The sequence below is a fragment of the Pseudomonas sp. LBUM1664 genome (assembly GCF_059695895.1).
In genome coordinates, this window is the sequence record NZ_CP166791.1 from 2,754,413 (window position 1) to 2,779,306 (window position 24,894).

A 24,894-nucleotide genomic window follows, 5' to 3' on the forward strand; every position below is an offset into this window, starting at 1 on the left:
ATGGGCCTGTATAGCGGGCAAGCCGGCTCTTCTCAACGATCAAGGAGCCAATGGCAAGAACTCGTTTTGCGCCAGGAATTTGCCGATCGGTGCTCGATACACGCTCACCTGAGGGCGGATGCTTTCAGCACCTTTAGGTTTCGACTGCGCGCCATCGTAGCGTTGTTCCTTGAGTTTCAAATGCGCGGCGGTGTAGAAGCCTTTCGGGATGTTGACCGTTTCGTAGTGGAAATGTGCATACCACAGTGCCTGGTTTTTACCCTTGCTGGCAGCGGACGTGGCGTATTCGATGGTGTACGTGATGGCGTATTCCTGGAGAAAGTCCTGGCGGGGGCCTGTCAGGGCTATGCGCTCGCCGGGCGGTGCGACTCTCAATATTTTTTGTTCCAGCAGGTACTGAAGGTTGCTGCCGGTGGGCGGCAATTCCAGGCTCCGTTGGGTGCGCAGCTCACGGCTCCTGGTTGTCAGGCTGGAAATGGCGTCTGACAGTTCTTGGGCCAACTTCTGAACGGTGTCTGACGTTTGTGGGGTGAGCTGCTGATCTGCCGGTGTGCGCGGCGATTGCGATGCGGTAAAGGCTCTGTCGAGCTCTTGGGAAACCTTGCGGAAGCGGTTTACCTCGATGTTCATGATTTCCTCGATTTCCTGAGGAAAACGGCAGTGTGCTGTATAGCTTTCAGCATCACGTAAACGTTTTTCCAGTTGGGAAAGCAGTTGTTCACCGTCGCCCATGACTTCGTTAACCAGCCTCGTTTGGGCCGGTCGGATTGGTCGGGTCGGTGGGGCTGTTTCGATGACGTCCCAGACGTCGCCGTGAAGCGAATAGGTGGCAAGCACCTGCTCATTGTTGCTCTGTGAGCGTAACTCGACGATTTCAAGCGACGGGTCCTCGCCAGCCGGTTTCATGTCACCAATCAAAACACCGTTCTTGCGGGTCCTGATCACCTTTTTTCGAGGGTTTTTGACACGGGTATTTTGGGGGATTTTGGTGGGTGTTTCGCTTGCAGGCGCAGCATCGCCCGACTCCGTCTGGGCTTTGATTTCTTCTGCGGCCAGTTGCTGAGACACGTCCTGATATAAGCTGTTGACCTGCTCGAACAATTTGTCGAAGTGAGGTTTATCTATATCGTCCGCATACAGGGTTTTTACCCCCTGCAAAGCGTCCAAAGCCCGACCATAATGCTCGGACAGGGTCTCCAGCACCTCAAGCTGCTCCGATGGAAGCACCTCGTACGTTCGTAAGTCGGAGTGGGAACGCATCTGCTCTATCAATGGTTTAACGATGCCATGCAGGGCATCGGCCAGATCAGAACTGAAATGCTTGATTGTCAGCTCTGGGAGTGTGGTTATCTGCAGGGATTTTACGACTATTGCATTGCTTTCGTTTTGGGGACGGTTCTCGTTCAGTCTTTTGACTTCTTGCCTACCTGCCGAGCCCCTGTTCGCCAACTTCTCCAGGTAGCTATCCCTGAGTTCCAGCCAATAAATCTGGCGGTCAGTGACCTCAATCAATCTGTTGAGGTACTTCAAATAGCCTTGCACGTCGGCGCGGATTGCCTGGAATACCGTACTCTCATTTGTGAATTGGCCATGAGTTTTAAAGTAGGCCTCCAGATCCATCGTGACTACCGCGACGGCGGCTCGGGCGTTTTGAACCACATTGGCCATCAATAAGCGAATGGTTTCAGAGGACAAGGGGATTTCCAGATCCGCGCGTTCTTTGTTGCTGTCCAGCAGCTTCAGATAGCCGTCGGTCTGCTCCTTGAGCAATGCAAGATACTGAGTGCGTTTTTGTGCACGCAGCTCCTCTTTATAGTTCCCATCCTGGACTCTCTTCATGACATCCCGAGCCGTTTCCACGGCCCTTAGGTCGTCTTCCTGCTGCGCCAGGTGCGCCTCTAGTTCATTGACCAATGCGATACGTCTTTGGGTGGTGGAACGACGCAATTTATCCATGCGCTTGAATGGCATCCCCCCCGCGAGGTGTAAGCGTCGGTCAATAGACCAGTTGCCTTGCTCGTCCGCCTGCAACATCGGGCCGTTTCTCGCCGGGTCGAGCGGGTCGACAATCATCGCGCTGAGTGGTGATTGAGGGGCGACTTCATAGAGAAGGCCGTCAACCAGGGCGCACCATTTGTTGCCTATCGCGTACAAGCCCTTATAGAGGCCGCTTCTAACCGGCTCAGGCAATGAAGTGGGGAGCGGCAACTGCAAGCGCTGCAGTTGGATGTTTTTCTGTTCAGACGGTGTGAAGAGCACGGTCTTGCTGGAGGTTTCGGACTGTTCGCCAGGCAGGGTTACGGGGCCATCAACAATGCGTGGTGGGGCCGACGCGGGCCACTGCTCGGGGATGGCGCGTGGCGCGGGTGGGCGCATGGCCTGGGCCTTGAGTGTTTCGGACAGCGGTGTATGAGTAGGCGTGCTGGTGGATGAAAAATGCCCAACCAGCATGACGAGGTTGATCAGCAAATCGACGGCGGCGAGCTCTCTCTCCACCGGGTCTTCGCTGTTCAGGGCCGGGATGTCGTGGCCGACGCTGCCTATCAGGCTCACCAGCCAGGCGGCGGTCAAGAGCGGGCCAGGCAGCAGGGGGAGCATCAGTAGCGTACTGAACAGCAGGCTGGCGCCCTCGCGAAACACCGCCCAGCGGCTTTCACGGTTAGAGACTGAATCCCGGTCGGCCTGGGTGACCAGGGCTTGTACATTACTGCCATAGAGGTATTGCATCAGCTTGCCGTTGTGCAGGTATTGCAGCAGTTCGCCGTTGATACCGTCGATTGCGAGTGTCGCCGGGGCGGGGTTTTCCGGGGGGCTGAACTCGTCGCCTTGAAAAAAACGCACAATGCGCGGCACCAGGAAGCCGCCAAGGCTGTATACCTGGCGCGCGTTGTCGGACATCCAGGTCAGGACACTGTTCTGTAGCTTTCCGGGTGTGGCGATGGCCTGGAACAGTGCCTGGCGCGTCGGGAACTCCAGCAACGATTGCGCATAAAGTGGGGCATATAGCAGGTGCGGGCCGGATTCGAGATCTTGCGGCTCGATAATGAACATGTTGCTCACGATATCAGGCGCAGACTCGGGTTCGCGCAGGAAGGCCAGGTGGCGGATGACCACGGGCCGGCCATTGACCTGCTGGCCATCAGCGTCGGGTTCGAGCAGGGTTTCAATAAGCGCCAGGCCCTGACGGGTCATACCGTTTTCGTTATTGAGCATCCGTTTCAGCGCGTCGAGGACCAGCTGTGCCGGGATTTGTTCGGCAAACAGCCGTTCACGTTCCTGTGCTTGAGGCAGATCGTCGAACAGTCTTTGTTGCAGATACCGAGGATAGGTCTTGCCAATGTCGACCTGTTCGATCAACCCGCCCTTGCGGGTAATGAAATCGGGCGTCAGCCACTCGGGAAGCGTCAGGCCCCGGCGATGACTGAGCTTTAGGTGTCCTTGGGGTTTAGCGACGAGATTCTTGATGGCCAGCTCGGTCAGGCTCATCTTTATTTTCTCGCTGATACCGGGGGCTGCGGGTAAGCCCGCGACCACGGTGAAGGTCAGTTCCACGTCGTCGAGCTGGTATTGGCTGGGGTGAGCCTTGTCCGGGCTGCTGTCGTTCGCTTGCTCCATGTGCTTGAGTAGGGTGTCGGCCGTGAAGGTCCGGATGTCTGTGATGTCGCTGAGAAAGGTTCGACCTTCGCTGCGTTTTTTGGCGCCGGCCAGTGCCAGGCTGTATCGCTGGAACGTTGTTTGATCGACAACGGACGCCCTTTTTATCCATTCGGGCAGCAACGGTCCGATTTGTGCCAACGCTTCAGGCGTGGGGCGAGGGGCATCGAGCAGATAACGGGCCGGATCGCTCAGTTCCTGGTATAGCGTGCTCAGATTCTGAAGGCCGATTCGGGAGGGCAACTGTACAGCCCTCAGGTCAGCCAACTGCTGTTCCAGGATCATGGCTGCCTGGGTGTCGAAGGCATTGCCGCTGATCTCGCTGCGTTGGCAGATGACGGTGTCGACAGCGTACCGGCTGGCGATATGTTCGCTCCAATGACCAAGGAAGGCCTCCATTGACTCAAAGGACTGCACGGCTTTGCCGGGGCTGCAAAGCAGCACGACGAGCCCGTATTGGGTGAAATGAAGGAGCAGGAGCTCGTTACTCGGCAGTACGGCACTGGAGGCACCTTGGGTGACGATGCTCTCCAGGCTATAAGCGTAGACAGGGGGGCTGTTGTGGCTAAAACGTTGCTCCCGGTCCGGCCAGTGGATGATTTGGTCCAGGGCCTCGTGTGCCGGGACAGTGAGGCCCGGCTGTTGCAGTGCACGCAGATGCAGCTCGTTCTTGAGTTCGTTGCTGAGCCAGCGCCAGCGGTTGTTGCTGTTGTGCGTATCGGCTAGGACTCGAGTGTCGATGTCGTCGTTCCAATAGCGGGTCAGCGCATCCTCCAGCCCGATCGGCACCGTCCAGGGCAGTTCATGCACAAGTGTTTCGACGACCGTCATGTCCAGCCTTTGGACCGGCAAGAGGATGCCTGCAATCGAGTCGAGATGAGGGTTGACCAGCGTTCCCTCATGTAAGAAATCCACGGGTGTGCCCAGGGACAGGTAATCAAGGACGAGGGGCATGAACGGTTGGAGCTTGGGGCCCCGAGAAGAAGCATCCACGGTGGCGAATTGGGCAGTGGTGAGGTCGATGGCCCGTGAGGGGTATTTTTCCTTGAGGGTCAGTTCGAGCATGTCTTGCACGACCCGCTCGAAGGTCGGGCGGTCGGCAAATTGCAGGCTGACGCGTTGCGCCGGCGTGGTGACGGTGTCAGCCGGGTAGGGCGAGGTCATAAGAAGTCCTTTTCACAAACTCATGGCCGTCGGGATGACGACGAAACAAGTATCGTCATCCCTGTCCCGTGCGGGCGGTATATAGATACCACCCTGTTGGCCGCGGGTTATGTTTGCCCGCACCAGGGCAAGCGTGCTCTCTCTCAGCGATCAGGGGCCAATGGCAAAAAGCGGGTCTGGGCCAAGTGTTTGCCGATTTCCCCTCGATGCACCTTCACCACTGAACGGGAGCCATCGTAGCGTTGAGCCTCGGTTTTCAAATGCGCGACGCTATATTCAGCTTTCGGGGTGGTCTGTGCTCTGTAGTGAAAATGCGCATACCAGAGTTTCTGGCCTTTACGCTCACCGCTGGCGATCTTGATGGCGTATTCCTGGAGATAATCCTGGGGCCCCGCCAAGGCTACGCGTTCCGCGGGCGGTGCGACCTCCAGCATATTTTGTTCGAGCAGGTATTGAAGGTTGGTGTCGGTGGGTGGCAAGTCCAGGCTCCGGTCGATACGCAGCTTCCGGCCCTTGATCGTCAGGCTGTGAATGGCGTCTGACAATTCTTTGGTCAACTGCAGATCTGCCGGCGTGCGCTGCGATTGCGAATTGTCGAAGGCTCTTTCGAGTTCTTTGGAAAGCTCTCGGTAGCGGTTCAGCTCGATGCTCAGAATTTCCTCGATTTGCTGGGGCGAGTAGCAATGTTCTGCATAGGTTTCAGCGTAACGTAAGCGTTCTTGCAACTTGCCAAGCAGTGTTCGCGCATCTCTGCGAACCGCCTTGAGCGACCTCGATCGGGGCAGTGGGGCCGGTGGGGGTTTTGCGGCCGTTGGACTTGGACTGACGACGTCCCAGACGTCATCTTGAAGTGAATAGGTGGCAAGCAATTGGTCATCGGTTTCGGAGCGTAGCTCGACCACGTCGACCTCATCCTCAGTGGTGGCTGGTTTCAAGTCACCTATCAAGACACCATTTTTGCGGGTCTTGATCATCTTCTTTTTAGTGCGTTTAGCAGGTGGTTTTTGCGGGCTTTCGGCAGGTGTTTCGCTTTCTGACGGGGCTTGGCCCGACGCTGACCGGGCTGTGAGTTCTTCTGTGGCCAATTGCTCAGACACTTCCTGGTACAGCCCCTTGACCAGCGTGAGCAGCTCACTGAAATAGGGTTGCTCAACTTCGTCGCCAAAGAAGGTTTGCACACCGTATAAAGCGTCCACTGCCTCGCGATAGTGTTCGGTCAGGCTGTTGAGTACCTCAAGCCGTTCCAAGGAGGTCAGGTCGGACGTTCGCAGGTCCGAGTGGGAGCGAACCTGCTCTGCCAATGGCTCGCTGATGACAAGCAGCGTATCGGTCAGGTCAGAATAGATGTCTTTGATAGCCAGCAGCGATAGGGTGCTCACCTGCCGGGCTTGGGGGACGAGCAAATTCTCCGGACGGTCCCCCTTGGTCAGGTCTTTGAACACTTGCTCGCCGGCGGTGTCCAGGGTCCTTAGCTCCTCCAGGTATTGGTCGTTCAGTTTCAGCCAGTAGATCTCGCGATCGTTGATCACGCTCAATGTCTGGAGGTACGTCAAGTGTTCCAGCCGATCATCGACGATAGCCTGGTGCACTGTAAGCGGGTCTGTGAATTTTCTGTTGGCAGCAAGGAGGGCCTTGCGATCCAAATCGATGATCACGGCGGCATTGCGAGCGGTCTCAACCATCTTTGTCATCAATAAGCGAAGGGCTCCAGAAGGCAGTTGTACATTCAGCCTGTCGCGTTCTTTCCTGCTGTCCAGCTGTTTCAAATAGGACTTGCTCTGGTCCTGCAGCACCTCATAGTACTTCTGACGTTTTAGCGCGCGTTGCTCCTCGGTATAAGCACTCCCTTTCTGGAATATCATCACTTCGTCCAAAGCAGCCTTTTCGGCGCTTTGCTTTTCGTCCTGCTGTTCGATGTATTTCTCTAAATCGTTGAGCAGTCTCTGTTTGTCCCGTTCGTTCTCTTGACGCTTTTGCTCCAAACGACCGCGTGGCATCCCTCCGCGCAGGCGCAGGCGCAGATCGACAAACCAGTTGCCTTGGGCATCTGAGCCCAACGCCAGCACGTGTCGCGAGGGGTCGATCGGGTCGACAATCGCCACGCTGCCATCCGGTTCCGGGCTGACTCGATACAGATGCTCTCCTAGCACGGCGCACCATTTTCTTTCGATCACGTATAGGCCTCTGAAAGGGCCATTTTGAATCGGCTCAGGCAGTGAAGCAGGTCGCGGCACCCGTACGCTTCGCAGCAAGGTGATGATGGCCGGCGCCTGGTCAGGATGAGCGTTGGCTTGGCTCAAGTTCAGAATCGTGTCGCACGCTTCGAAGTGTTCGCCAGGCAAGGCAACGGGGCCATTCATAATGCGTGGCGAGCGCTGCGTGGGCCACTGCTCGGGGACAACGCGCGGTGCAGGAGGGACCATCGCTTGCTCTTTGAGAGTTTCGGGCAGCGGCGTATGAGCAGGAGCACGCAGGGCGGGCAAGTGCAGCGCCAGCATGCCGAGGTTGAGCAGCAGGTCGACGGCGGCTAACTCTCGTGTCACCGGGTCATCGCTACTTAGGGCCGGAATGTCGTTGCTGGCGCTGGTCACCAGGTTCAGTAGCCAGCCGGCGACCATGAGCGGGCCGGGCAGCAGGGGGAACATCAGCAGCGAATTGAACAGCAGGCAAGCGCCTTCAAAAAATACGGCCCAGCGGCTTTCGCTGTTGGAGACCGAATCCCGGTCGGCCTGGGTGACCAGGGTGCGCATATTGCAGCCATAAAGGTACTGCATCAGTTTGCCGTTGCGCAGGTATTGCGCCAGTTCGTCGTTGACGCCATTGACTGCCAGCATCGCTGGGGTGGGCGGCACGGGGTAGGTGTTCTCGATGCCAAAGGGGTAGCGCACGAAATGCGGCTCCAGAAAACCGCCATTGACATACACCCGCCGCGCGTCGTCGGACATCCAGGTCAGCACGCTGTTCTGTAGATTCCCGGGTGTGACGATGGCCTGCAGCAGTGCCTGGCGCGTCGGGAACTCCAAGAGAGATCCGGCATAAAACGGGCCATAGAGCAGGTGGGGGCCTGTCTCGACGTCATGAGGCTCGATAATGAACATGTTTGTCACGATATCGGGTTGGGCCTCGGGTTCACGCAGGAAAGCCAGGTGCCGAATGACCACGGGTCGGCCACTGATCTGTTGGCCGTCGACGTCGGGTTTGAGAATGGCCTCAACAAGCGCCAGGCCCTGCCGCGTCATGCCGTTTTCGTTGTTGAGCACCTGTTTGAGCGCCTCAAGCAGCAGCTGTGGCGGGATCTGCTCGGCGAACAATCGTTCACGTTCTTGCGCTTGAGGTAACTCATCGAACAGTTTTTGCTGCAGATATCGAGGATAAGTCGTGCCGATGTCGACTTGTTCGATCAGCCCGTTCCTGCGGGTAATGAACTCAGGCGTCAGCCACGTCGGAAGTGACAGGCCCCGGCGATGTTTGAGCGACAGCTGTCCTTTAGGCCGGGAAACGAGATTCTTGATGGCCAGCTCAGCCAGGCTCATATGAGTTTTCACGATATAGCCGGCGCTTTCAAAAGGGCCAACGGCCTGGGAGAAGGTCAGTTCTATATCGTCGGGCTGGTATCGGCTGGCTGGAGCTTTGGCTGGGCTGTTGGCGTTCGCTTGGTTCAAGTGCTCAAGCAAGGCGTTAGTTGTAAAGGTGCGTATGTCGATGATGTCGCTGAGGTAGGTTCGGCCCTCGCTGCGTTTTTTTGAGCTGGCCAGTGCCAGGCTGTATTGCTGGAACTTCGTTTGATCGATGACGGACGCCTTTTTCACCCATTCAGGTAGCAGGGGTTCGAGTCGTGTCGACATTTCAGGCGCGGGGCGCGGGGCGTCGAGCAGATAGCGTGCCGGGTCGCTCAACCCGTTGTAGAGGGTGTTCAGATCTCGCAGACCCAGCTGTGAGGGTAACTGCACGGCCTTCAGATCGGCCAGTTGCTGCTCCAGCATCATGGCCGCCAGGGTGTCGAAGGCATTGCCACTGATTTCGCTGCGTTGCAGGGTGACGCTGTCGACAAGGTACTGGCTGGTGATACGTTTGCCCCAGTGATCCAGAAAAGCCTGCATCGATGCAAAGGATTGCACGGCGCTGCCCGGGCCGCAAAGCAGGACGACAAGCCCATATTGTGTGAAATGAAGCAGCAGGAGCTCGTTGCTAGACAGTACGGCACTGGAGGCACCTTGAGTCACGGTGCTCTGCAAACTGTAGGCGTAGACGGGGGGGATATTGCGGTTGAAACGTTGGTCTCGGTCTGGCCAGCGGACAATCTGGTCCAGCGCCTCACGTGCCGGCTCGGTGAGGCCCGGCTGTTGCAGCCCACGGATATGCAGTTCGTTCTTGAATACATCGCTGAGCCAGCGCCAACGACTGACATGGGGGCGGGTGCCGCTTTCGGTGTTCCAATAGCGGGTCAGTGTATGGGTGACCTCGCTCGGCAGGGTCGAAGGCAGATCAGGCAGCAGCTCCTGCTTGCTCTTCGCCTCTGCCAATGCCTTGAGTTCATCGCGCAGCCTGGGGCCGACGCTGTCGTAGGGATCGACTTCGGCGTTCCAATAGTGTGTCAGCGCATCCTCCAGTCCGATCGGTACGGTCCAGGGCAGTTCAAGCACCAGTGTTTCGATATCCTTGATGTTCAACCTTCCGTTTGCCGGCGAAAGCTGGTGCGGCGGCATATCGGAAAGAAAGCAGTGAAGTTCGCGTCGACTGCTGAAATCCACGGGCGTGCCGAGGGCCAGGTACTCAAGGACGCGGGGTATGAACGGCTGAAATGTATAGGCGGTGGCGGCCACGTTCGGTGTTGCCAATTGTGTCTTGGAGAGATCGATGGTCAGTGAGGGGTACTTTTCCTTGAGGGTCAGCTCAAGCATGTCTTGTACGACCTGCCCAAAGGTCGGGCGGTCGGAAAATTGCACGCTGATGCGTTGTGCAAGCGTGGTGGCGCTGTCGGCCGGGGAGGGTGAGGTCATAAGAAGTCCTTTTCACAAACTCATGGCCGTCGGGATGACGACGAAATCAGTATCGTCATCCCTGTCCCGTGCGGGCGGTATATAGATACCACCCTGTTGAGCGCGGGTTGTGCCCGGTGTTGGCAGGCGTGCTTGGTGAACCGTTTACCGCTGGGTGGTCTTCAGATGCGCGGATTATCCCGGCACCAGGATAGGAGGCGGTCTGTTGGCTGGCTCTGGAATGTCAGGAAGGATCGTTGCCCAGCACCACATTCAGCGCGCTGCGGGCATCGTCGAGTTGCACCAGCGTGGCATGGCGGGCACCGAGGGCGTCGCGGCTCTCGATGGCAGTGAGGATTGCCTTGTGCCTGGGCATCGCCAACTCATGCAGGTTGGGCCGCTGGTTGGAGTGTTTGAGCGCCTCGGCGATGGCCACCGACAACATGTTGCACAGGTTGGCGAGCAGGTCGTTGTGAGTGGCGTCGGCGATGCGGCTGTGGAAGTCCAGGTCCGGTTGCAGCACGGCTTCGGGGGTCGGTGCCGCTTCCATGCGCTGGTAGGCTTCACGGATGGCCGCGATGTCGGTGTCGGTGGCGAACTGTGCAGCGAGGGCGGCGGCGGCCGGTTCGATGATGCTGCGCACGCTGGTCAGCAGACTGAAGAATTCATTCTGCGGGCTGCTCTGCATCAGCCAGTGCAGCACATCGGGGTCGAGCATGTGCCATTCCCGACGGGCCTTGACCACCGTGCCCACCCGTGGCCGCGAATACACCAGACCCTTTGCCACCAGCACCCGTGTGGCTTCGCGTAGCACCGGCCGGCTCACGGCGTACTCTTCGCACAACAAGGCTTCGGCGGGCAGTTTATCGTCTGGTTTGAAACGTCCGGATACGATCTGCATGCCCAATTCCTGGACGATGCGCGCGTGCATGCTTTTGCGGTCGGAGGGTTTACGATAATCCATGGGGCGCGACGCGATCCTGTGCGGAGGGGATGTTGCGCATGATAGCAGGCGCGGCGAGGGCGGGTCGCTAGTGCGAACTTGAATCCAGCGAGGATCAAATTGTGGGAGCGGGCTTGCTCGCGAAGGCGGTGTGTCAGTCAGTATCAATGTTGACTGTACCACCGTCTTCGCGAGCAAGCCCGCTCCCACAGGGGGTTGTGGTGTCAGTGGGAGTGACGCGGCACCTCGGCGCCGCGGCAGCCCACCAGGAAGTCGAAGTCACAGCCCTGGTCCGCTTGCAGTACATGGTCGATGTACAACTGGCGGTAGCCGCCCACCAGCAATTGTTGCGGCGGTTCGAGTCCGGCCAGGCGGGCGGCGAGTTCGGCGTCGGAAATCTCCAGGTGCAGCCGGCCGCTGGCGCAATCGAGTTCGATCCAGTCACCTTCTTTCACTGCCGCCAGAGGGCCGCCGGCCGCCGCTTCCGGTGCCACGTGCAGAACGACGGTGCCGTAGGCGGTGCCGCTCATGCGCGCATCGGAAATCCGCACCATGTCGGTTACACCCTGGGCCAGCAACTTGGCCGGCAAGCCCATGTTGCCTACTTCGGCCATGCCTGGGTAACCCTTGGGCCCACAGTTTTTCATCACCAGGATCGAGTTGGCATCCACATCCAGTTCCGGGTCATTGATCCGCGCCTTGTACATGTCGAAGTTCTCGAACACCACTGCGCGACCGCGATGCTGCATCAGTTCGGCGGTGGCGGCGGATGGCTTGAGCACCGCCCCCAGTGGCGCCAGGTTCCCGCGCAACACACAGATGCCGCCGTCGGCGCGGATCGGGTTGTCCAGTGTGCGGATGACTTCGTCCTGGCCGTAGATCGGTGCGTCCTTGGTGTTCTCGCCGATGCTCTTGCCGTTGACCGTCAGGGCATTGGGATGGGGGATCAGATTGGCTTCACCGAGACGGCGCAGCACGGCTGGCAGGCCGCCGGCGTAGTAGAACTCTTCCATCAGGAAGCGCCCGGAGGGTTGCAGGTCGACGATGGTTGGCATGCCGCGACCGATGCGGGTCCAGTCATCCAGGTCCAGTTGCACGCCGATGCGACCGGCGATGGCCTTGAGGTGGATCACCGCGTTGGTGGAACCGCCGATGGCCGCGTTGACCCGGATGGCGTTTTCGAAGGCTTCCTTGGTGAGGATCTTCGACAGCTTCAGGTCTTCACGGACCATTTCCACCGCGCGCATGCCGGACATGTGGGCCAGCACATAACGGCGTGCGTCCACGGCTGGAATGGCAGCGTTGTGGGGCAGGGACGTGCCGAGGGCTTCGGCCATGCAGGCCATGGTCGAAGCCGTGCCCATGGTGTTGCAAGTGCCGGCCGAGCGGGACATGCCCCCTTCGGCCGCGAGGAAGTCGTCAATAGTGATGGTGCCAGCCTTGACCTGCTCGCTCAGTTGCCAGACCACGGTGCCCGAGCCGATGTCCTGGCCTTTATGTTTACCGTTGAGCATCGGCCCGCCGGTGACGACGATGGCCGGTACGTCGCAACTGGCGGCGCCCATCAGCAAGGCGGGGGTGGTTTTGTCGCAACCGGTGAGCAGCACCACGCCGTCAATCGGATTGCCGCGAATCGCTTCTTCCACGTCCATGCTCGCCAGGTTGCGGGTCAGCATGGCGGTGGGGCGCAGGTTCGATTCGCCGTTGGAGAACACCGGGAACTCCACCGGGAAGCCCCCAGCCTCGATCACGCCACGCTTGACGTGCTCGGCGATCTGCCGGAAATGCGCGTTGCATGGCGTCAGCTCCGACCAGGTGTTGCAAATGCCGATGATTGGCTTGCCATGGAACTGATGGTCGGCGATGCCCTGATTTTTCATCCAGCTGCGGTACATGAAGCCGTTTTTGTCGGCGGTGCCAAACCATTGGGCCGAGCGCAGGGAGGGTTTCTTATCAGACATGATCAATTCTCTTATTGTATGACTATATTGTTCTAGCTGAAGCGTAACATAAGCTCAATTTGAGCTGTTTGGAAGTGTTGTTGGGTAAATAGTATTACTATATAGTCCGATTCAATGGAGGGGTTGTCCTGGCGATCATTCGCGAGAGAAATCCCCCGAGGTTCTATAACAACAACAATTGGAGAACGGTCCCATGAGCCAGGAATTGCGGCTTATTCGTCGCATTACGCTGAAGCTGATTCCCTTCCTGATCCTGCTGTACCTGATCGCCTACGTCGACCGCTCCGCCGTGGGCTTTGCCAAGCTGCACATGGGCGCCGACCTCGGCATCGGCGACGCCGCCTATGGCCTGGGGGCAGGGCTGTTTTTCATTGGTTACTTCCTGCTGGAGATCCCCAGTAACCTGATGCTGGAACGCTTTGGTGCCCGGCGCTGGTTTGCGCGGATCATGATCACCTGGGGCGCCATCACCATCGGCATGGCGTTCGTTCAGGGCCCTCACAGTTTCTACGTGATGCGCTTTTTGCTGGGCGCGGCCGAAGCCGGGTTCTTTCCGGGCGTGCTGTACTACATCACCCAGTGGTTCCCGGTGCGCCATCGCGGCAAGATCCTGGGCCTGTTCATTCTTTCTCAACCGATCGCGATGATGATCACCGGCCCGGTGTCCGGCGGCTTGCTGGGCATGGACGGTGTGCTTGGCCTGCACGGCTGGCAATGGCTGTTCATCGTCATCGGCCTGCCAGCGGTGCTGTTGACCTGGCCGGTGCTGCGTTACCTGCCCGATGGTCCGCAACAGGTCAAGTGGATGGACCAGGCCGAGAAGGACTGGCTGACCGGTGAGCTGAAAAAAGACCTTCAGGAATACGGCCAGACCCGCCACGGCAATCCGCTGCACGCCCTGAAGGACAAACGTGTCTTGCTGCTGGCGCTGTTTTATCTGCCGGTGACCCTGAGTATCTATGGCTTGGGTCTGTGGCTGCCGACGCTGATCAAGCAGTTCGGCGGCACAGACCTGGTGACCGGCTTCGTGTCTTCGGTGCCGTACATCTTTGGCATCATCGGTTTGTTGATCATTCCCCGCAGCTCTGACCGCCTGAATGATCGCTACGGTCATTTGGCCGTGCTGTATGTGTTGGGCGCCATCGGCCTGTTCCTCAGCGCCTGGCTGTCGGTGCCGGTGCTGCAACTGGCGGCGCTGTGCCTGGTGGCGTTTGCGCTGTTTTCCTGCACGGCGGTGTTCTGGACCTTGCCGGGGCGTTTCTTTGCCGGCGCCAGTGCGGCGGCGGGTATCGCGCTGATCAACTCAGTGGGTAACCTGGGTGGCTACATCGGGCCGTTCGTGATCGGCGCACTGAAGGAATACACCGGCAACCTGGCATCGGGGCTGTACTTCCTGTCCTGCGTGATGGTGTTCGGCCTGGTGTTGACCGGCGTGGTTTATCGCCTGCTGGAGCGTAAGCATGTGCTGCCAGCGGATCAGTTTGCGGCCAGTGCCCGGGGTGCGACGCGTACATAAATCCGAGGGCTGACTCCGATCAAACTGTGGGACAGGGGACTGCACCGAATTCAAGTTTTGTTTACAAGGAGAAAATCCATGCGTTTAGTTCAGTTCGAATTGGATAACGGCGAGCGCCGCGTCGGTGTGGTCGACGGCGATCAGGTGCGAGAAGTGCAGGGCGCCCAGACCGTGCGGGACCTGGCGCTGGCAGCCATCGAGGCGGGCGTCAAGCTTGAGCAGCAGGTCAACAGCCTGGGCCTGGGGGCCGGTCATGACTACGCGCAATTGCTCAAAGAGCTGCGCATCCTGCCACCGCTGGATCACCCGGACCCGGCGCACCTGCTGGTCAGCGGCACCGGCCTGACCCACCTGGGCAGTGCTTCGGCCCGGGACAAGATGCATCAGCAGGCCGGCGACGAAAGCGCCATGACCGACACCATGCGTATCTTCAAGTGGGGCGTGGAGGGCGGCAAACCCGAGGCCGGGCAGGCTGGCGTGCAACCGGAATGGTTCTACAAGGGTGACGGCAGCATCGTGGTTCGCCCGGGCCATCCGTTCCCGCTACCGCCGTTTGCCGAAGATGCCGGCGAAGAGCCGGAAATCAGCGGCCTGTATGTCATCGGCCACGACGGCAAGCCTTATCGCCTGGGCTTTGCGGTGGGCAACGAATTTTCCGACCACGTGATGGAGCGCAAAAATTACCTGTATCTGGCCCATTCGAAACTGCGCAGTTGCAGTTATGGCCCGGAACTTCGCGTGGGTGAACTGCCTCAACATCTTTCCGGGACCAGTCGTATTCTGCGCAACGGCGAAGTGCTGTGGCAGAACGAATTCCTCAGCGGCGAGGCAAACATGTGCCACAGCCTCGAAAACCTGGAATTCCACCACTTCAAGTACAGTCAGTTCCTGCGCCCGGGGGACGTGCACGTTCACTTCTTCGGCACCGCGACCCTGTCGTTCGCCGACGGCATCCGTACTCAGCCGGGGGATGTGTTCGAAATCAGCCAGGCTGAATTCGGCGCGCCGCTGGTCAACGGCATTGCTCCGGTAGACGCAGTGTTCAACCCGGGCACTATCGGCACACTTTAAAAGGAGACTTGCGATGAACCAGATCCTTGGCCACAACTACATCGGCGGGGCGCGCAGCGCGGCCGGCCAGACACGCCTGCAGAGCTTCGATGCCAGCAGCGGCGAAGCCTTGCCCCACGAATTCGTCCAGGCCACGGCAGAAGAAGTCGACGCGGCGGCCAAGGCCGCAGCGGCGGCTTATCCGGCTTACCGAAGCCTGAGCGCCGTGCGCCGGGCCGAGTTCCTCGAGGCCATTGCCGATGAACTGGATGCCCTGGGCGATGAGTTCGTGGCTGTGGTCTGCCGTGAAACGGCGTTGCCAGCGGCGCGGATTCAAGGCGAGCGTGGCCGCACCAGCGGCCAGATGCGCCTGTTCGCCAAGGTCTTGCGTCGGGGCGATTTCTACGGGGCGCGCATTGACCGGGCCTTGCCCGAGCGCACGCCGTTGCCGCGTCCAGACCTGCGCCAGTACCGCATCGGCCTGGGCCCGGTGGCGGTGTTCGGCGCCAGCAACTTTCCACTCGCATTTTCCACGGCCGGTGGCGACACCGCAGCGGCCCTGGCCGCCGGTTGCCCGGTGGTGTTCAAGGCCCACAGTGGCCACATGGCAACGGCCGAGTGGGTGGCCGACGCGATCATCCGCGCGGCCGAGAAAACCGCAATGCCGGCGGGTGTATTCAACATGATCTACGGCGGTGGCGTCGGCGAATGGCTGGTCAAGCATCCGGCGATCCAGGCCGTGGGCTTCACCGGCTCCCTCAAGGGCGGGCGCGCCTTGTGCGACATGGCCGCCGCGCGGCCTCAGCCAATCCCGGTGTTCGCCGAGATGTCGAGCATCAACCCGGTGATCGTGTTGCCGCAAGCGTTGGAAAACCGCGCCGACAGCGTTGCTCGCGATTTGACCGCTTCGGTGGTGCAGGGCTGCGGTCAGTTCTGCACCAATCCTGGCCTGGTGATCGGCATCCGCTCGCCGCAATTCAGCGCATTCACCCAGCAAGTGGCCGCGCTGATCGGCGACCAGGCCCCGCAAACCATGCTCAACGCCGGCACGCTGCAAAGCTACGGCAAGGGCCTGCAGAAGTTGCTGGCTCACCCGGGCATCGAACACCTGGCCGGACGGGCGCAGCAGGGCAACCAGGCCCAGCCGCAGTTGTTCAAGGCCGATGCCAGCCTATTGATCAACGGTGACGAGGCGCTGCAAGAAGAAGTGTTCGGCCCGACCACGGTGTTTGTCGAAGTGGCGGACCAGGCGCAACTGACTGCCGCGCTGAACGGCCTGCACGGACAACTGACGGCCACGATGATCGGCGAGCCGGCGGATTTCGAACGCTTCAGCGAATTGACGCCGTTGCTGGAACAGAAGGTCGGCCGCATCTTGCTCAATGGTTATCCGACCGGGGTGGAAGTGTGTGATTCGATGGTTCACGGCGGGCCTTACCCGGCAACGTCCGATGCTCGCGGCACTTCGGTGGGCACGCTTGCAATCGATCGTTTCCTGCGCCCGGTGTGCTTCCAGAACTACCCCGACAACCTGTTGCCGGAACCGCTGAAGAACGCCAATCCGTTGGGTATCCAGCGGCTGGTGGATGGGGTGCCGGGCCGCGAGGTGCTCTGACGATCAGGCCGGTACATGAAGGTTGAATGTGCCGGCCTCTTCGCGGGCTTGCTCGCGAAGGCGATAGTCCAGTCAACATCGCTTCTGGAGTTATGGCCCAAGCCCCACTACGACATTGGGTTATGATGCACACTTTCCCAACGACCGACTGATCACCATGACTGCCGTACCAGACACCCTGCTGTTTGCCCTCGAATCCTGCAACATGCTGATTATCGACGGGCTGCACGCGTTCGATTTTTACCTCGACGAGCAGGAGCAATTGCACGTCGAGTGCATGAACGGCCGCACCCTCGAGTATTGGCGTTTCACACCGGCGCAAATGCAGGCCGCGACGCTCGACAAAGCCTCCAATCACTGGATCATCACCAGCGATTCGGGCGACCATCACTTGGAGTGCGTGGAAGCCACCAGCGGCCACGACGATGAGGATGACGAACATGAAAGTGCGTAGTCTCTGGCCGCTGCTGATGGCTGGCAGCTTGGGCGCCATGGGCGTTCAGGCAGACACCAGTGAGCGCTATCAATTGCTGGTGGGTTCCTACACGGCGGGTCAGAGCCAAGGCATCTACCGGTTGCAGTTTGACAGCCGTACCGGTCAGCTCGATGCCAAACCATTGCAAGTGATCAAGACGGACAACCCTTCGTGGCTGACGCTTTCCAAGGACATGACCCGGCTGTTTGTGGTCAACGAAAACGGGCCGGGGCAGAAAGACCCTGTAGGCAAGGTCAGCAGCTACGCCATCGACCCGAAAAGCCATGAACTGAGCCTGATCAACCAGGTGCAGTCCTTGGGTAACGAACCGACCCATTCCAGCCTCAGTGGAGATGGCCGGCACCTGCTGGTCAGCAACTATTCGGTCGTGGAAGACCCGGGCGGCACCCTGGCGGTGTTGCCGGTGAGCGCCGACGGCAAGCTGTCGCCGGTGGTGCAACTGAGCAGCCATCAGCCGAGCCGGGTCAATCCCGAGCGGCAGATGTCGGCCCATGTGCACGCCGCGGTGTCCTCGCCCGATGGCAAGTACGTGTTCGCCAACGACTTGGGGGCGGACAAGGTGTTCATCTACCACTACGACCCCAAGGCCAACCCCGAGCTGCCGCTGACCGCTGCCGATCCGGCCTTCGTACAGTTGCCGCCGGGCAGTGGTCCTCGTCATCTGCTGTTCAGCGCCGATGGCAAACACGCCTGGCTGACCATGGAAATGACAGCCCAGGTGGCCGTGTTCGACTATCAGGACGGACGTTTGACCCAGCGCCAACGGGTTGACCTGGCGGCCGGCAAGCCGCAGCCAGGCAGGGCCGCGGCGGCACTGCATGCCTCCAAGGATGGCAAGTTCCTGTACGTCAGCAACCGCGGCACCACCAACGAGTTGCTGGTGTTCGCCATCGACCCGGCCGCTGGCACCCTGAAAGAGCTGCAGCGACGCTCCGTGGAAGGTGACCATCCGCGCGAGTTCAGTCTCGACCCGAGCGGGAAATTCCTGCTGATTGCCAACCAGAAGAGCAACCAGATCGTGGTGCTCGAGCGTGATCCCAAGACCGGTCTGCTGGGTAAAACCGTGCAGAAACTGGCGATGGATGCGCCGAGCGACTTGAAGTTTCTGGTGCGTCAATAGACCGCAGGCCCCGCTTTCCGGGGGCTGCGTCGTTGTATCAACGAGACTGATAGTGGCTAGTATTGCAAAGCATTTCAAAGCGAGACGCCTCGGCGCGTAAGTTTGCTTCACGGCCCAACCGGGCAAATCAGCCAACTGAATCCGAGGACTACCGCCATGAACCTGAATCTCTTCTCTGTGATCGCTGCTTCCGCTATTTCTGCCACCGTTGCGTTGCCGGCCAGTGCCAGCATCGAGATCAGTGACAAAAGAAACCGCACCCAGAGCTACACCGAAAAATACCTGCAACAAAGCGCCAACTTCTACGCCGCGCTGGACCACAAAACCCAGCCCTGAAATTCCGTAAAATGGTCGAAGCCTGCGATCTTTTCATCTTTTAGGAGAGAAAAGATCGCAGGTTTCGCCTGCACTTACGAAAATCCCACTGTAATATCACATGGCCATGTGTTTAAATTTGACGCTGACAAATTGACTCCTTCTCCAATAAGGATCGACACATGGCGATGCGTCTGGCAGTGATGCTGCTGTTTCTCTATTCCACCCCAATTGTTTCGGCTGCCCAGCCGATTCCCGGCGAACCCGACGCTGCTCGGGAGCGATTATTGAGCCTGCTTAGCGACTGATCGGGGTCAGCGATTAAGAAACCGAGGCGAGACTTTGTGGAGCAAGGCTTGTGTGGGAGCAAGGCTTGCCCGCGATCAACGATAACGCGGTTTCTCTGGGACCGAGTTGCCTGTGTCGCGAGCAAGCTTTGCTCCCACAGAAATCCCCTCGCCACAGGGCGGTGAGTGAAGTTACTTGGCCATGATCGCCACGAACAGCGCTGAGTCCAGAAACCGCTGCAGCCATCGTTGCAAATGAGGGTAGGGCGCCTGGGCAAACCATTCGCGGTCGACATGGGCGAACTGACGCACAAACGGCATCAGTGCCACGTCAGCCAGGCTCTGGTGGTCTGCTGCCAGAAATAGCCGCCCTTCAAGCAACGCTTCCAACGTGCGCAAAAAGCCTTCGCCCTCGTTCCGATAGTGCTCCATCGGCTGTTCAGGATAGCGCTCAGGGTATTTGTAGCGGTTCAGATGAAGCTTGAACCCTTGGTCGTTTTCCTCGATCAATGCGCTCGTCAACGCCTGGCCTACAGGATCGGCCATTAGCCTCCAGTCTTGCGGATCGTGCTGCGCCAAGGCCCAGGTCATGATCTCCAGGCTTTCATCGATTACCCGGCCATCGACATGCAGCACCGGCACCGTGCCCTTGCTGGAGAGCGCGAGCATCTGCGGCGGCTTGGCCTTGAGGCTGACTTCGACGATCTCCAGTTCCACAGCGCTGTAGCGCAATGTCATGCGCGCTCGCATTGCGTAGGGGCAGCGGCGGAAGGAATAGAGCGTGGCGTGGTTCATTTCACCTCCACGGTGCTCAACCCATTACCCTGACGACGGACCTGGATCTGTACCGGGATCCGTTCATGCATTTCCTGGACGTGGGAAATGACCGCGACCTTGCGTCCCTGGGCCTGCAACCCGTCGAGGGCGTCCATCGCCAGTTGCAGGGACTCAGGGTCCAGGCTGCCAAAGCCTTCGTCGATGAATAGCGATTCGATTCTCAACGTGCTGGAAGCCATCGAGGCCAGGCCCAACGCCAGGGCCAGGGACACCAGGAAGGTTTCGCCGCCGGATAACGAATGCACCGAGCGCAGCTCATCGCCCATTTCCGTGTCCATCACCAGAAGCCCGAGCATGCTGCCGCCGCGCTTGAGCCGGTAGCGGCGAACCAGTTGCCGCAATTGGGTGTTGGCGTGGTGCACCAGCAAGTCGAGGTTGTAAGCCTGGGCCAGTTTGCGGAAACGGTCGCCGGTGGCTGAACCGATCAGCGCATCGAGCCGTGCCCAGCGCTGGTACTCGGCATAAGCTTGTTCGATCTGTTGCGCCAGGGCCTGGTTGGCATTCTGCCGGCGCTGGTCCTCGGCCTGTTCGGCACGTAACTCGGCGCAGCGTTGCTCGCTGGCGGCGAATTGGGTTTGCAGCTCGGTAAGGGCTTCGGCCAACTGCTCGGGCAGCAGATTGCCGTTGTGCTGGGCTTGGTGGTTCTGCAGGCGTTGCTCGCGTTCGGTCAGCAGCACGCGCGCCTGTTCGATGGCTTTTTCGCTGTTGAGCAATCGCTGACGCAACTGGCCAACCTGTTGCTCATCCAGGTTGAGCAAGGCCTCGAGCGAGGCATCGTCCAGCTCCGGATGGGAGGCGCGCCATTGGGTGATGCCGGCAGCCAGCACCTGCTGTTCGGTGTCCAGGGCGTGGGCCTGTTCCTGCCGGGCTTTGAGTTCGGCGGCCAATTGCACCAGGCTGTTGCGCCACTCTTGCAGGTGTTGATTGGCCGCTGCCTCGGCGTTGCGCGTTTGTTCCAGGGCCTGGTCGAGTTGGTTCTGCCACTGTTCGGCGCTGGTGTGTGCGCCCAGCAGTTGCGTGAGTTTCTGCTGGCAGGCCTGTTGTTGTTCGGTCAGGGCGTTGAATTGCTGCTGCGCCGATTCCAGTTGCTGGGCGCGGGTCTGTTGGCGGTCCTGCTCCTTTTCCAGGGTCTGCTGATGCTGAAGCTGTTCGCTGAGCTCGTCACGCTGCTGCTCCAATTGCTCCAGGCGTTGGGCGATCTGCTGGTCGAGCTGCATGAAGGTCGCGGCGGGCTCGGTGCGCAAGGCTTGCAAGGTGTCTGCCGGCAACAAAGCGCTGAAGTGACCCAACTCATCGTCCAGACGCTGGCGATCACGGGCCAGTTCTTGCTGTTGGTTGCTCAGGTGCAAAGACGCCTGTTGGCTCGCCGTTTCGGCGTTGCGCAGTTGCTGCGCCAGGCGCACGGCGTCCTGTTGCAGGGTCAGCAGGGCGGCTTGGCGCTGTTCGTCCTGGCTGATGCGCAGGTTTAGCTGGTCGTTCTGCTGGGCCAGCCAGGTGTCGCGCTTGGTCGGATCCTGGGCCAGCAGTTGCACCGACAGCGGATGGGCCTCAAGGCTGGGCGCCAGGCTCTGCTGCTGGCTGGCGAGTTGTTCCTGCTGCTGTTTAAGCTCTTTGAGCTGGGCGATGACGCCGCTGTATTGCGCGCGCAGGTCGATGACTTTTTCATTCAGCAGGTCGACGGCTTTGCGGGCATTGGCCTCTTCGGTTTCATCAAAGCGCCCCAGACTTTGTAGCAGGGCTTCGGGCTGATGATAAGGATGCTCGACGCTCCCACACACCGGGCAGGGCTGTTCGTCCTGTAACTGTGCGCGCAGTTGCTCGACGCTCTCGCTGCGGGCCAGGCGCTGACGCTCCAACAGTTCACGGGTGACGGTCAGGGTCTGTTCGGCAATCACCAGTTCGGCCTTGGCTTCGCCGCCTTCACGCACCAACCGGTCACGTTCCTGCAACGCCAGTTGCTGGCGTTGTTCAAGTTCGGCGCCGCGTTTTTCCAGCGCTTGCTGACTGGCCCAGAGCCGGGTCAGTTCTTCGAATGCCCGCAGTTGCTTGCGGTTGTCTTGCAGCAGGTTGCCGAGCAACTGAATCTGTTCGGCCACCGCTTCAGGTTCGGCGCCGGCTTCTTTATAGAGCACCTCGAGGTCTTGCCGACGGGTTGCCAGCTCCTCGGCGGCGAGCGTGGCCGTTTGCTCCAGGGAGGCGAGTTCGGCCTGGCCCTTGTTCAGGCGATTGCCGATCAGCATCAACTGTTGGAGGCGGTCGCGATAGGCCTTCCAGGCGTCGCTCAGCGGCGCCAGGTGCGTGCTTTGTTCAAGCTCGCCGGCGATGCGTTGCAAGCGCTCGCTCACCTGTTTTTGCTGTTCAAGCAGCGTATCAATTATGCGCTGGCCTTCGGTGCAAGCGAGCTGCGCCTGTTCCTGGCGTTCGGCGCCGAGGCTCACGTCCCTGGCCAGGCGGGCGAGGGTGTTTTGCTCGTCGAAGGCCTGGCGCAGCAATGGCGCGCTGTCGGTGCTTTGTTGCCGAGCTTCGGCCAACGTCAGTTGCGCTACGCTCAGGCTCTTTTCCAGTTCGGCCTGCTGTTCATGCCGGTCAGTTTGCTGCTGGGTGAGCTGTTGGATCTGCACCGTCAACGGTCCGAGCTGTCGGGTCAGTTCCGCCTGGCGGATGAACTGATGCCGCTGGGGCGCCAGTTGTTCCAGGCGGGTCAGCTTCAGCCGTTCGTCTGCCAGGACGCTCCAGTCGGCCTGGGCCTGTTGCAGTTGCTCGGCGGCGCTGGCGTGTTCGTCCTGCAACTGGCGCAGGTCCTTGAGCCAGGTGTGCTGCTGCTCCAGCTGCTTGAGTTGCGCCTGGTGGGTCTTGAGCTGTTGCTGGGCTTCGTTGAAACGCTGGTCCAGCTCGGCCCGGGCCTCGGGGGCCAGCGGCGTGACGCCGGTGGCCTGGTCCTGCAACTGCTTGTGGTTTTCCTTGGCGTGTTTGGCCTTGTCGAAGGCGCGGCGGCCGAGGCGGGTATAGAGGGCGGTGTCGGTGAGCTTTTCCAGCAGTTCGCTGCGGTCGTTGTCGTCGGCCTTGAGGAACGCACTGAACTCGCTCTGGGCCAACAGCACCGCGCGGGTGAACTGTTCGAAGTTCAGGCCCAGGGCGGCTTCGAGCTGGGTCTTGTATTCGCCTTTCTGGCTCGCCAGCAGTTGATCGTTATCCAGGTCCCGCAGGCTCTGGCGGCTGGCTTGCAGCTTGCCGCCGGCCTTTTCCCGGGCGCGATTGGCTTCCCAGCGGGCCCGATAGCGGCGCCCGTCGATGCCGCGGAAATCCACTTCGGCATAGCCATCGCCCGTGCCGCGGCGCAACAGCGTGCGTGGATCGCCCGTGGCTATTTCGCCGTCAACGTCCGGCACCTTGGCGTCGCGCCCGGTGTTGTTGAGGCGCGGCACGGCGCCGAACAACGCCAGGCACAAGGCGTCGAGCAAGGTGCTCTTGCCAGCGCCGGTGGGGCCGGTGATGGCGAACAGGCCAGCGCTGGCCAAGGGTTCTGCGGTGAAATCGATTTCGAAAGGGCCGGCCAGGGAGGCGAGGTTCTTGAGGCGGATTGCGAGGATCTTCATGGCTGCTCGCTCTCCATCTGCACGTCTTGCAACAGCACGGCAAAATCCTTGAGGGTTTGTTCGTCCACTTCGTTGCCGTAGGTGTCCTGCCAGGCGCGGCTGAACAATTCCTGCGGGCTCAGTTGATCCAGTTCGATCAACGCGGCGCCTTCTTCGGCGCTCCCCGTGCCGCCGCTGCCGGCGTACTCGGCGGCGATCCGCACCAGGCGCACGGCTTTGCCTTGCAGCGCGGTTTCCACTTGGTGACGCAGGTCTGGCTGCGGCTCGTCGAGGCGTACCCGTACTTCCAGCCAGGGCTGGCGCTGGACATCGGCCAACAGGTCGATGTCGGGCAGGTCTTTGAGTTGCACAAGGATATCGGCCAGCGGTGCCGGGCCGAGGCGTTGCAGGTTCACGGCCCGGGGAATCAGCCGTGGCTCCACCTTCACCAGGGTTTCGCCATCCAGGGTGATGTCGAGGACCTGATGTTGATAACCGATTTCCGAAAACGACAGCGGGATGGGCGAGCCGCTGTAGCGGATGCGTTCTTCGCCGTTGACCTTTTGCGGTTTGTGCAAATGGCCGAGGGCGACGTAGCTGATGCTCGGGCCGAACAGACTGGCGGGCAGGGCCTCGGCGTTACCGATGATCAGGCTGCGCTCGGAGTCCTCGGACACCGAACCGCCGGCCATGTGCGCGTGGCTGATGGCGATCAGCGCCTGACCCTTCTTGCGTTTGCTGTTGGCGGCTGCGATCAGCCATTCATGAACCTGGCCGATACCTCGCAGGTAGTCGTCACCCAGTTGCGCACCGGTGACTTCGGCGGGCCGCAGGAACGGCAGGGCCAGGCACCACGCCTTGACCTTGCCCTTGGCGTCGGGCAACGGCAGCAACAGGCGCTCAACGTCCAGTTGCCCGTCGTCCAGCCACAACACCCGGCCCAGGGCATGGGTGCGCAACCGTCGCATCAGTGGCGCGGGCAGCTCGATGCGCGAGCCGGAGTCGTGGTTGCCGGCGATCATTACGATGGTCAGGTTGGCGCTTTGTTCATGGGCGCTGACGATGAAATCGTACAGGCGCTCCTGGGCTTTGACCGGCGGGTTCACGGTGTCGAAGATGTCGCCAGCGATCAGCAGCACGTCGGGCTTTTCGCTGACCAGCTGGCGCAACAGCCATTCGAGGAAACACGCGTGTTCGAAATCGCGTTCCTGGCCATGCAGGTTTTGCCCCAGGTGCCAGTCGGAGGTGTGAAACAGACGCAAGGCAAACTCCAGAAAACAGATGATGGCCGCAGGAAAGAGAGGCGGCTAAAAGAAGCAGAGTTTACCAACCGTTCCTGTGGCGAGGGGATAAATCCCCTCGCCACAGGAGCTCTATCTCCC

At 60.1% G+C, this 24,894-nt stretch carries 14 protein-coding genes; 7 read left to right on the plus strand and 7 right to left on the minus strand.

Features of this window, described 5'->3' with window-relative positions; translation table 11 throughout:
* Positions 1 to 39: 39 nt before the first annotated feature.
* The 4 genes from ACA047_RS12990 to ACA047_RS13005 all read right to left on the minus strand — a co-directional run bounded on the left by ACA047_RS12990 (position 40) and on the right by ACA047_RS13005 (position 12,701).
* Positions 40 to 4,818 (minus strand): dermonecrotic toxin domain-containing protein, encoded by a 4,779-nt coding sequence (locus ACA047_RS12990; RefSeq protein ID WP_497359572.1) that lies wholly within the window; start codon positions 4,816 to 4,818, stop codon positions 40 to 42.
* A 143-nt stretch (positions 4,819 to 4,961) separates the two neighbouring features.
* Positions 4,962 to 9,719 (minus strand): dermonecrotic toxin domain-containing protein, encoded by a 4,758-nt coding sequence (locus tag ACA047_RS12995; protein ID WP_497359573.1) that lies wholly within the window; start codon positions 9,717 to 9,719, stop codon positions 4,962 to 4,964.
* Positions 9,720 to 10,041: 322 nt separating this feature from the next.
* Positions 10,042 to 10,761, minus strand: coding sequence for a FadR/GntR family transcriptional regulator (locus ACA047_RS13000; protein WP_497359574.1), 720 nt, complete (start codon positions 10,759 to 10,761; stop codon positions 10,042 to 10,044).
* 203 nt (positions 10,762 to 10,964) lie between these two features.
* Positions 10,965 to 12,701 carry an IlvD/Edd family dehydratase gene (locus ACA047_RS13005; RefSeq protein ID WP_497359575.1) on the minus strand — a complete coding sequence of 579 codons (1,737 nt, stop codon included), beginning with the start codon at positions 12,699 to 12,701 and terminating at the stop codon, positions 10,965 to 10,967.
* A 193-nt stretch (positions 12,702 to 12,894) separates the two neighbouring features.
* Here ACA047_RS13005 and ACA047_RS13010 point away from each other — a divergent pair, with 193 nt between their 5' ends.
* From ACA047_RS13010 to ACA047_RS13040, 7 genes are all read left to right on the plus strand, one after another.
* On the plus strand, positions 12,895 to 14,217 hold the full coding sequence (locus tag ACA047_RS13010; protein ID WP_497359576.1) for an MFS transporter: 1,323 nt from the start codon (positions 12,895 to 12,897) through the stop codon (positions 14,215 to 14,217).
* A 78-nt stretch (positions 14,218 to 14,295) separates the two neighbouring features.
* Entirely contained in the window at positions 14,296 to 15,288 is a 993-nt protein-coding gene (gene araD1 / locus ACA047_RS13015; RefSeq protein ID WP_497359577.1) for an AraD1 family protein, read from the plus strand.
* A 13-nt stretch (positions 15,289 to 15,301) separates the two neighbouring features.
* Entirely contained in the window at positions 15,302 to 16,882 is a 1,581-nt protein-coding gene (locus ACA047_RS13020) for an aldehyde dehydrogenase (NADP(+)) (protein WP_497359578.1), read from the plus strand.
* 157 nt (positions 16,883 to 17,039) lie between these two features.
* Positions 17,040 to 17,336, plus strand: coding sequence for a DUF5629 family protein (locus tag ACA047_RS13025; protein WP_497359579.1), 297 nt, complete (start codon positions 17,040 to 17,042; stop codon positions 17,334 to 17,336).
* Positions 17,323 to 18,498, plus strand: coding sequence for a lactonase family protein (locus ACA047_RS13030; RefSeq protein WP_497359580.1), 1,176 nt, complete (start codon positions 17,323 to 17,325; stop codon positions 18,496 to 18,498). Before ACA047_RS13025 ends, ACA047_RS13030 begins: the two co-directional genes overlap by 14 nt.
* Positions 18,499 to 18,654: 156 nt before the next feature.
* Positions 18,655 to 18,834 carry a hypothetical protein gene (locus ACA047_RS13035; RefSeq protein WP_497359581.1) on the plus strand — a complete coding sequence of 60 codons (180 nt, stop codon included), beginning with the start codon at positions 18,655 to 18,657 and terminating at the stop codon, positions 18,832 to 18,834.
* Positions 18,835 to 18,995: 161 nt separating this feature from the next.
* Positions 18,996 to 19,121 (plus strand): hypothetical protein, encoded by a 126-nt coding sequence (locus ACA047_RS13040; protein ID WP_497359582.1) that lies wholly within the window; start codon positions 18,996 to 18,998, stop codon positions 19,119 to 19,121.
* A 171-nt stretch (positions 19,122 to 19,292) separates the two neighbouring features.
* Here ACA047_RS13040 and ACA047_RS13045 read toward each other — a convergent pair whose 3' ends face one another.
* The 3 genes from ACA047_RS13045 to ACA047_RS13055 are packed head-to-tail and all read right to left on the minus strand — an operon-like array spanning position 19,293 to position 24,774.
* Positions 19,293 to 19,895: a glutathione S-transferase gene (locus tag ACA047_RS13045; RefSeq protein WP_497359583.1), complete on the minus strand. Its 603-nt coding sequence runs from the start codon at positions 19,893 to 19,895 to the stop codon at positions 19,293 to 19,295.
* Positions 19,892 to 23,533: an AAA family ATPase gene (locus ACA047_RS13050; RefSeq protein WP_497359584.1), complete on the minus strand. Its 3,642-nt coding sequence runs from the start codon at positions 23,531 to 23,533 to the stop codon at positions 19,892 to 19,894. Before ACA047_RS13050 ends, ACA047_RS13045 begins: the two co-directional genes overlap by 4 nt.
* A complete protein-coding gene (locus ACA047_RS13055) occupies positions 23,530 to 24,774 on the minus strand; it encodes an exonuclease SbcCD subunit D C-terminal domain-containing protein (protein ID WP_497359585.1) in 1,245 nt (414 codons plus the stop codon). Before ACA047_RS13055 ends, ACA047_RS13050 begins: the two co-directional genes overlap by 4 nt.
* Positions 24,775 to 24,894 lie beyond the last annotated feature (120 nt).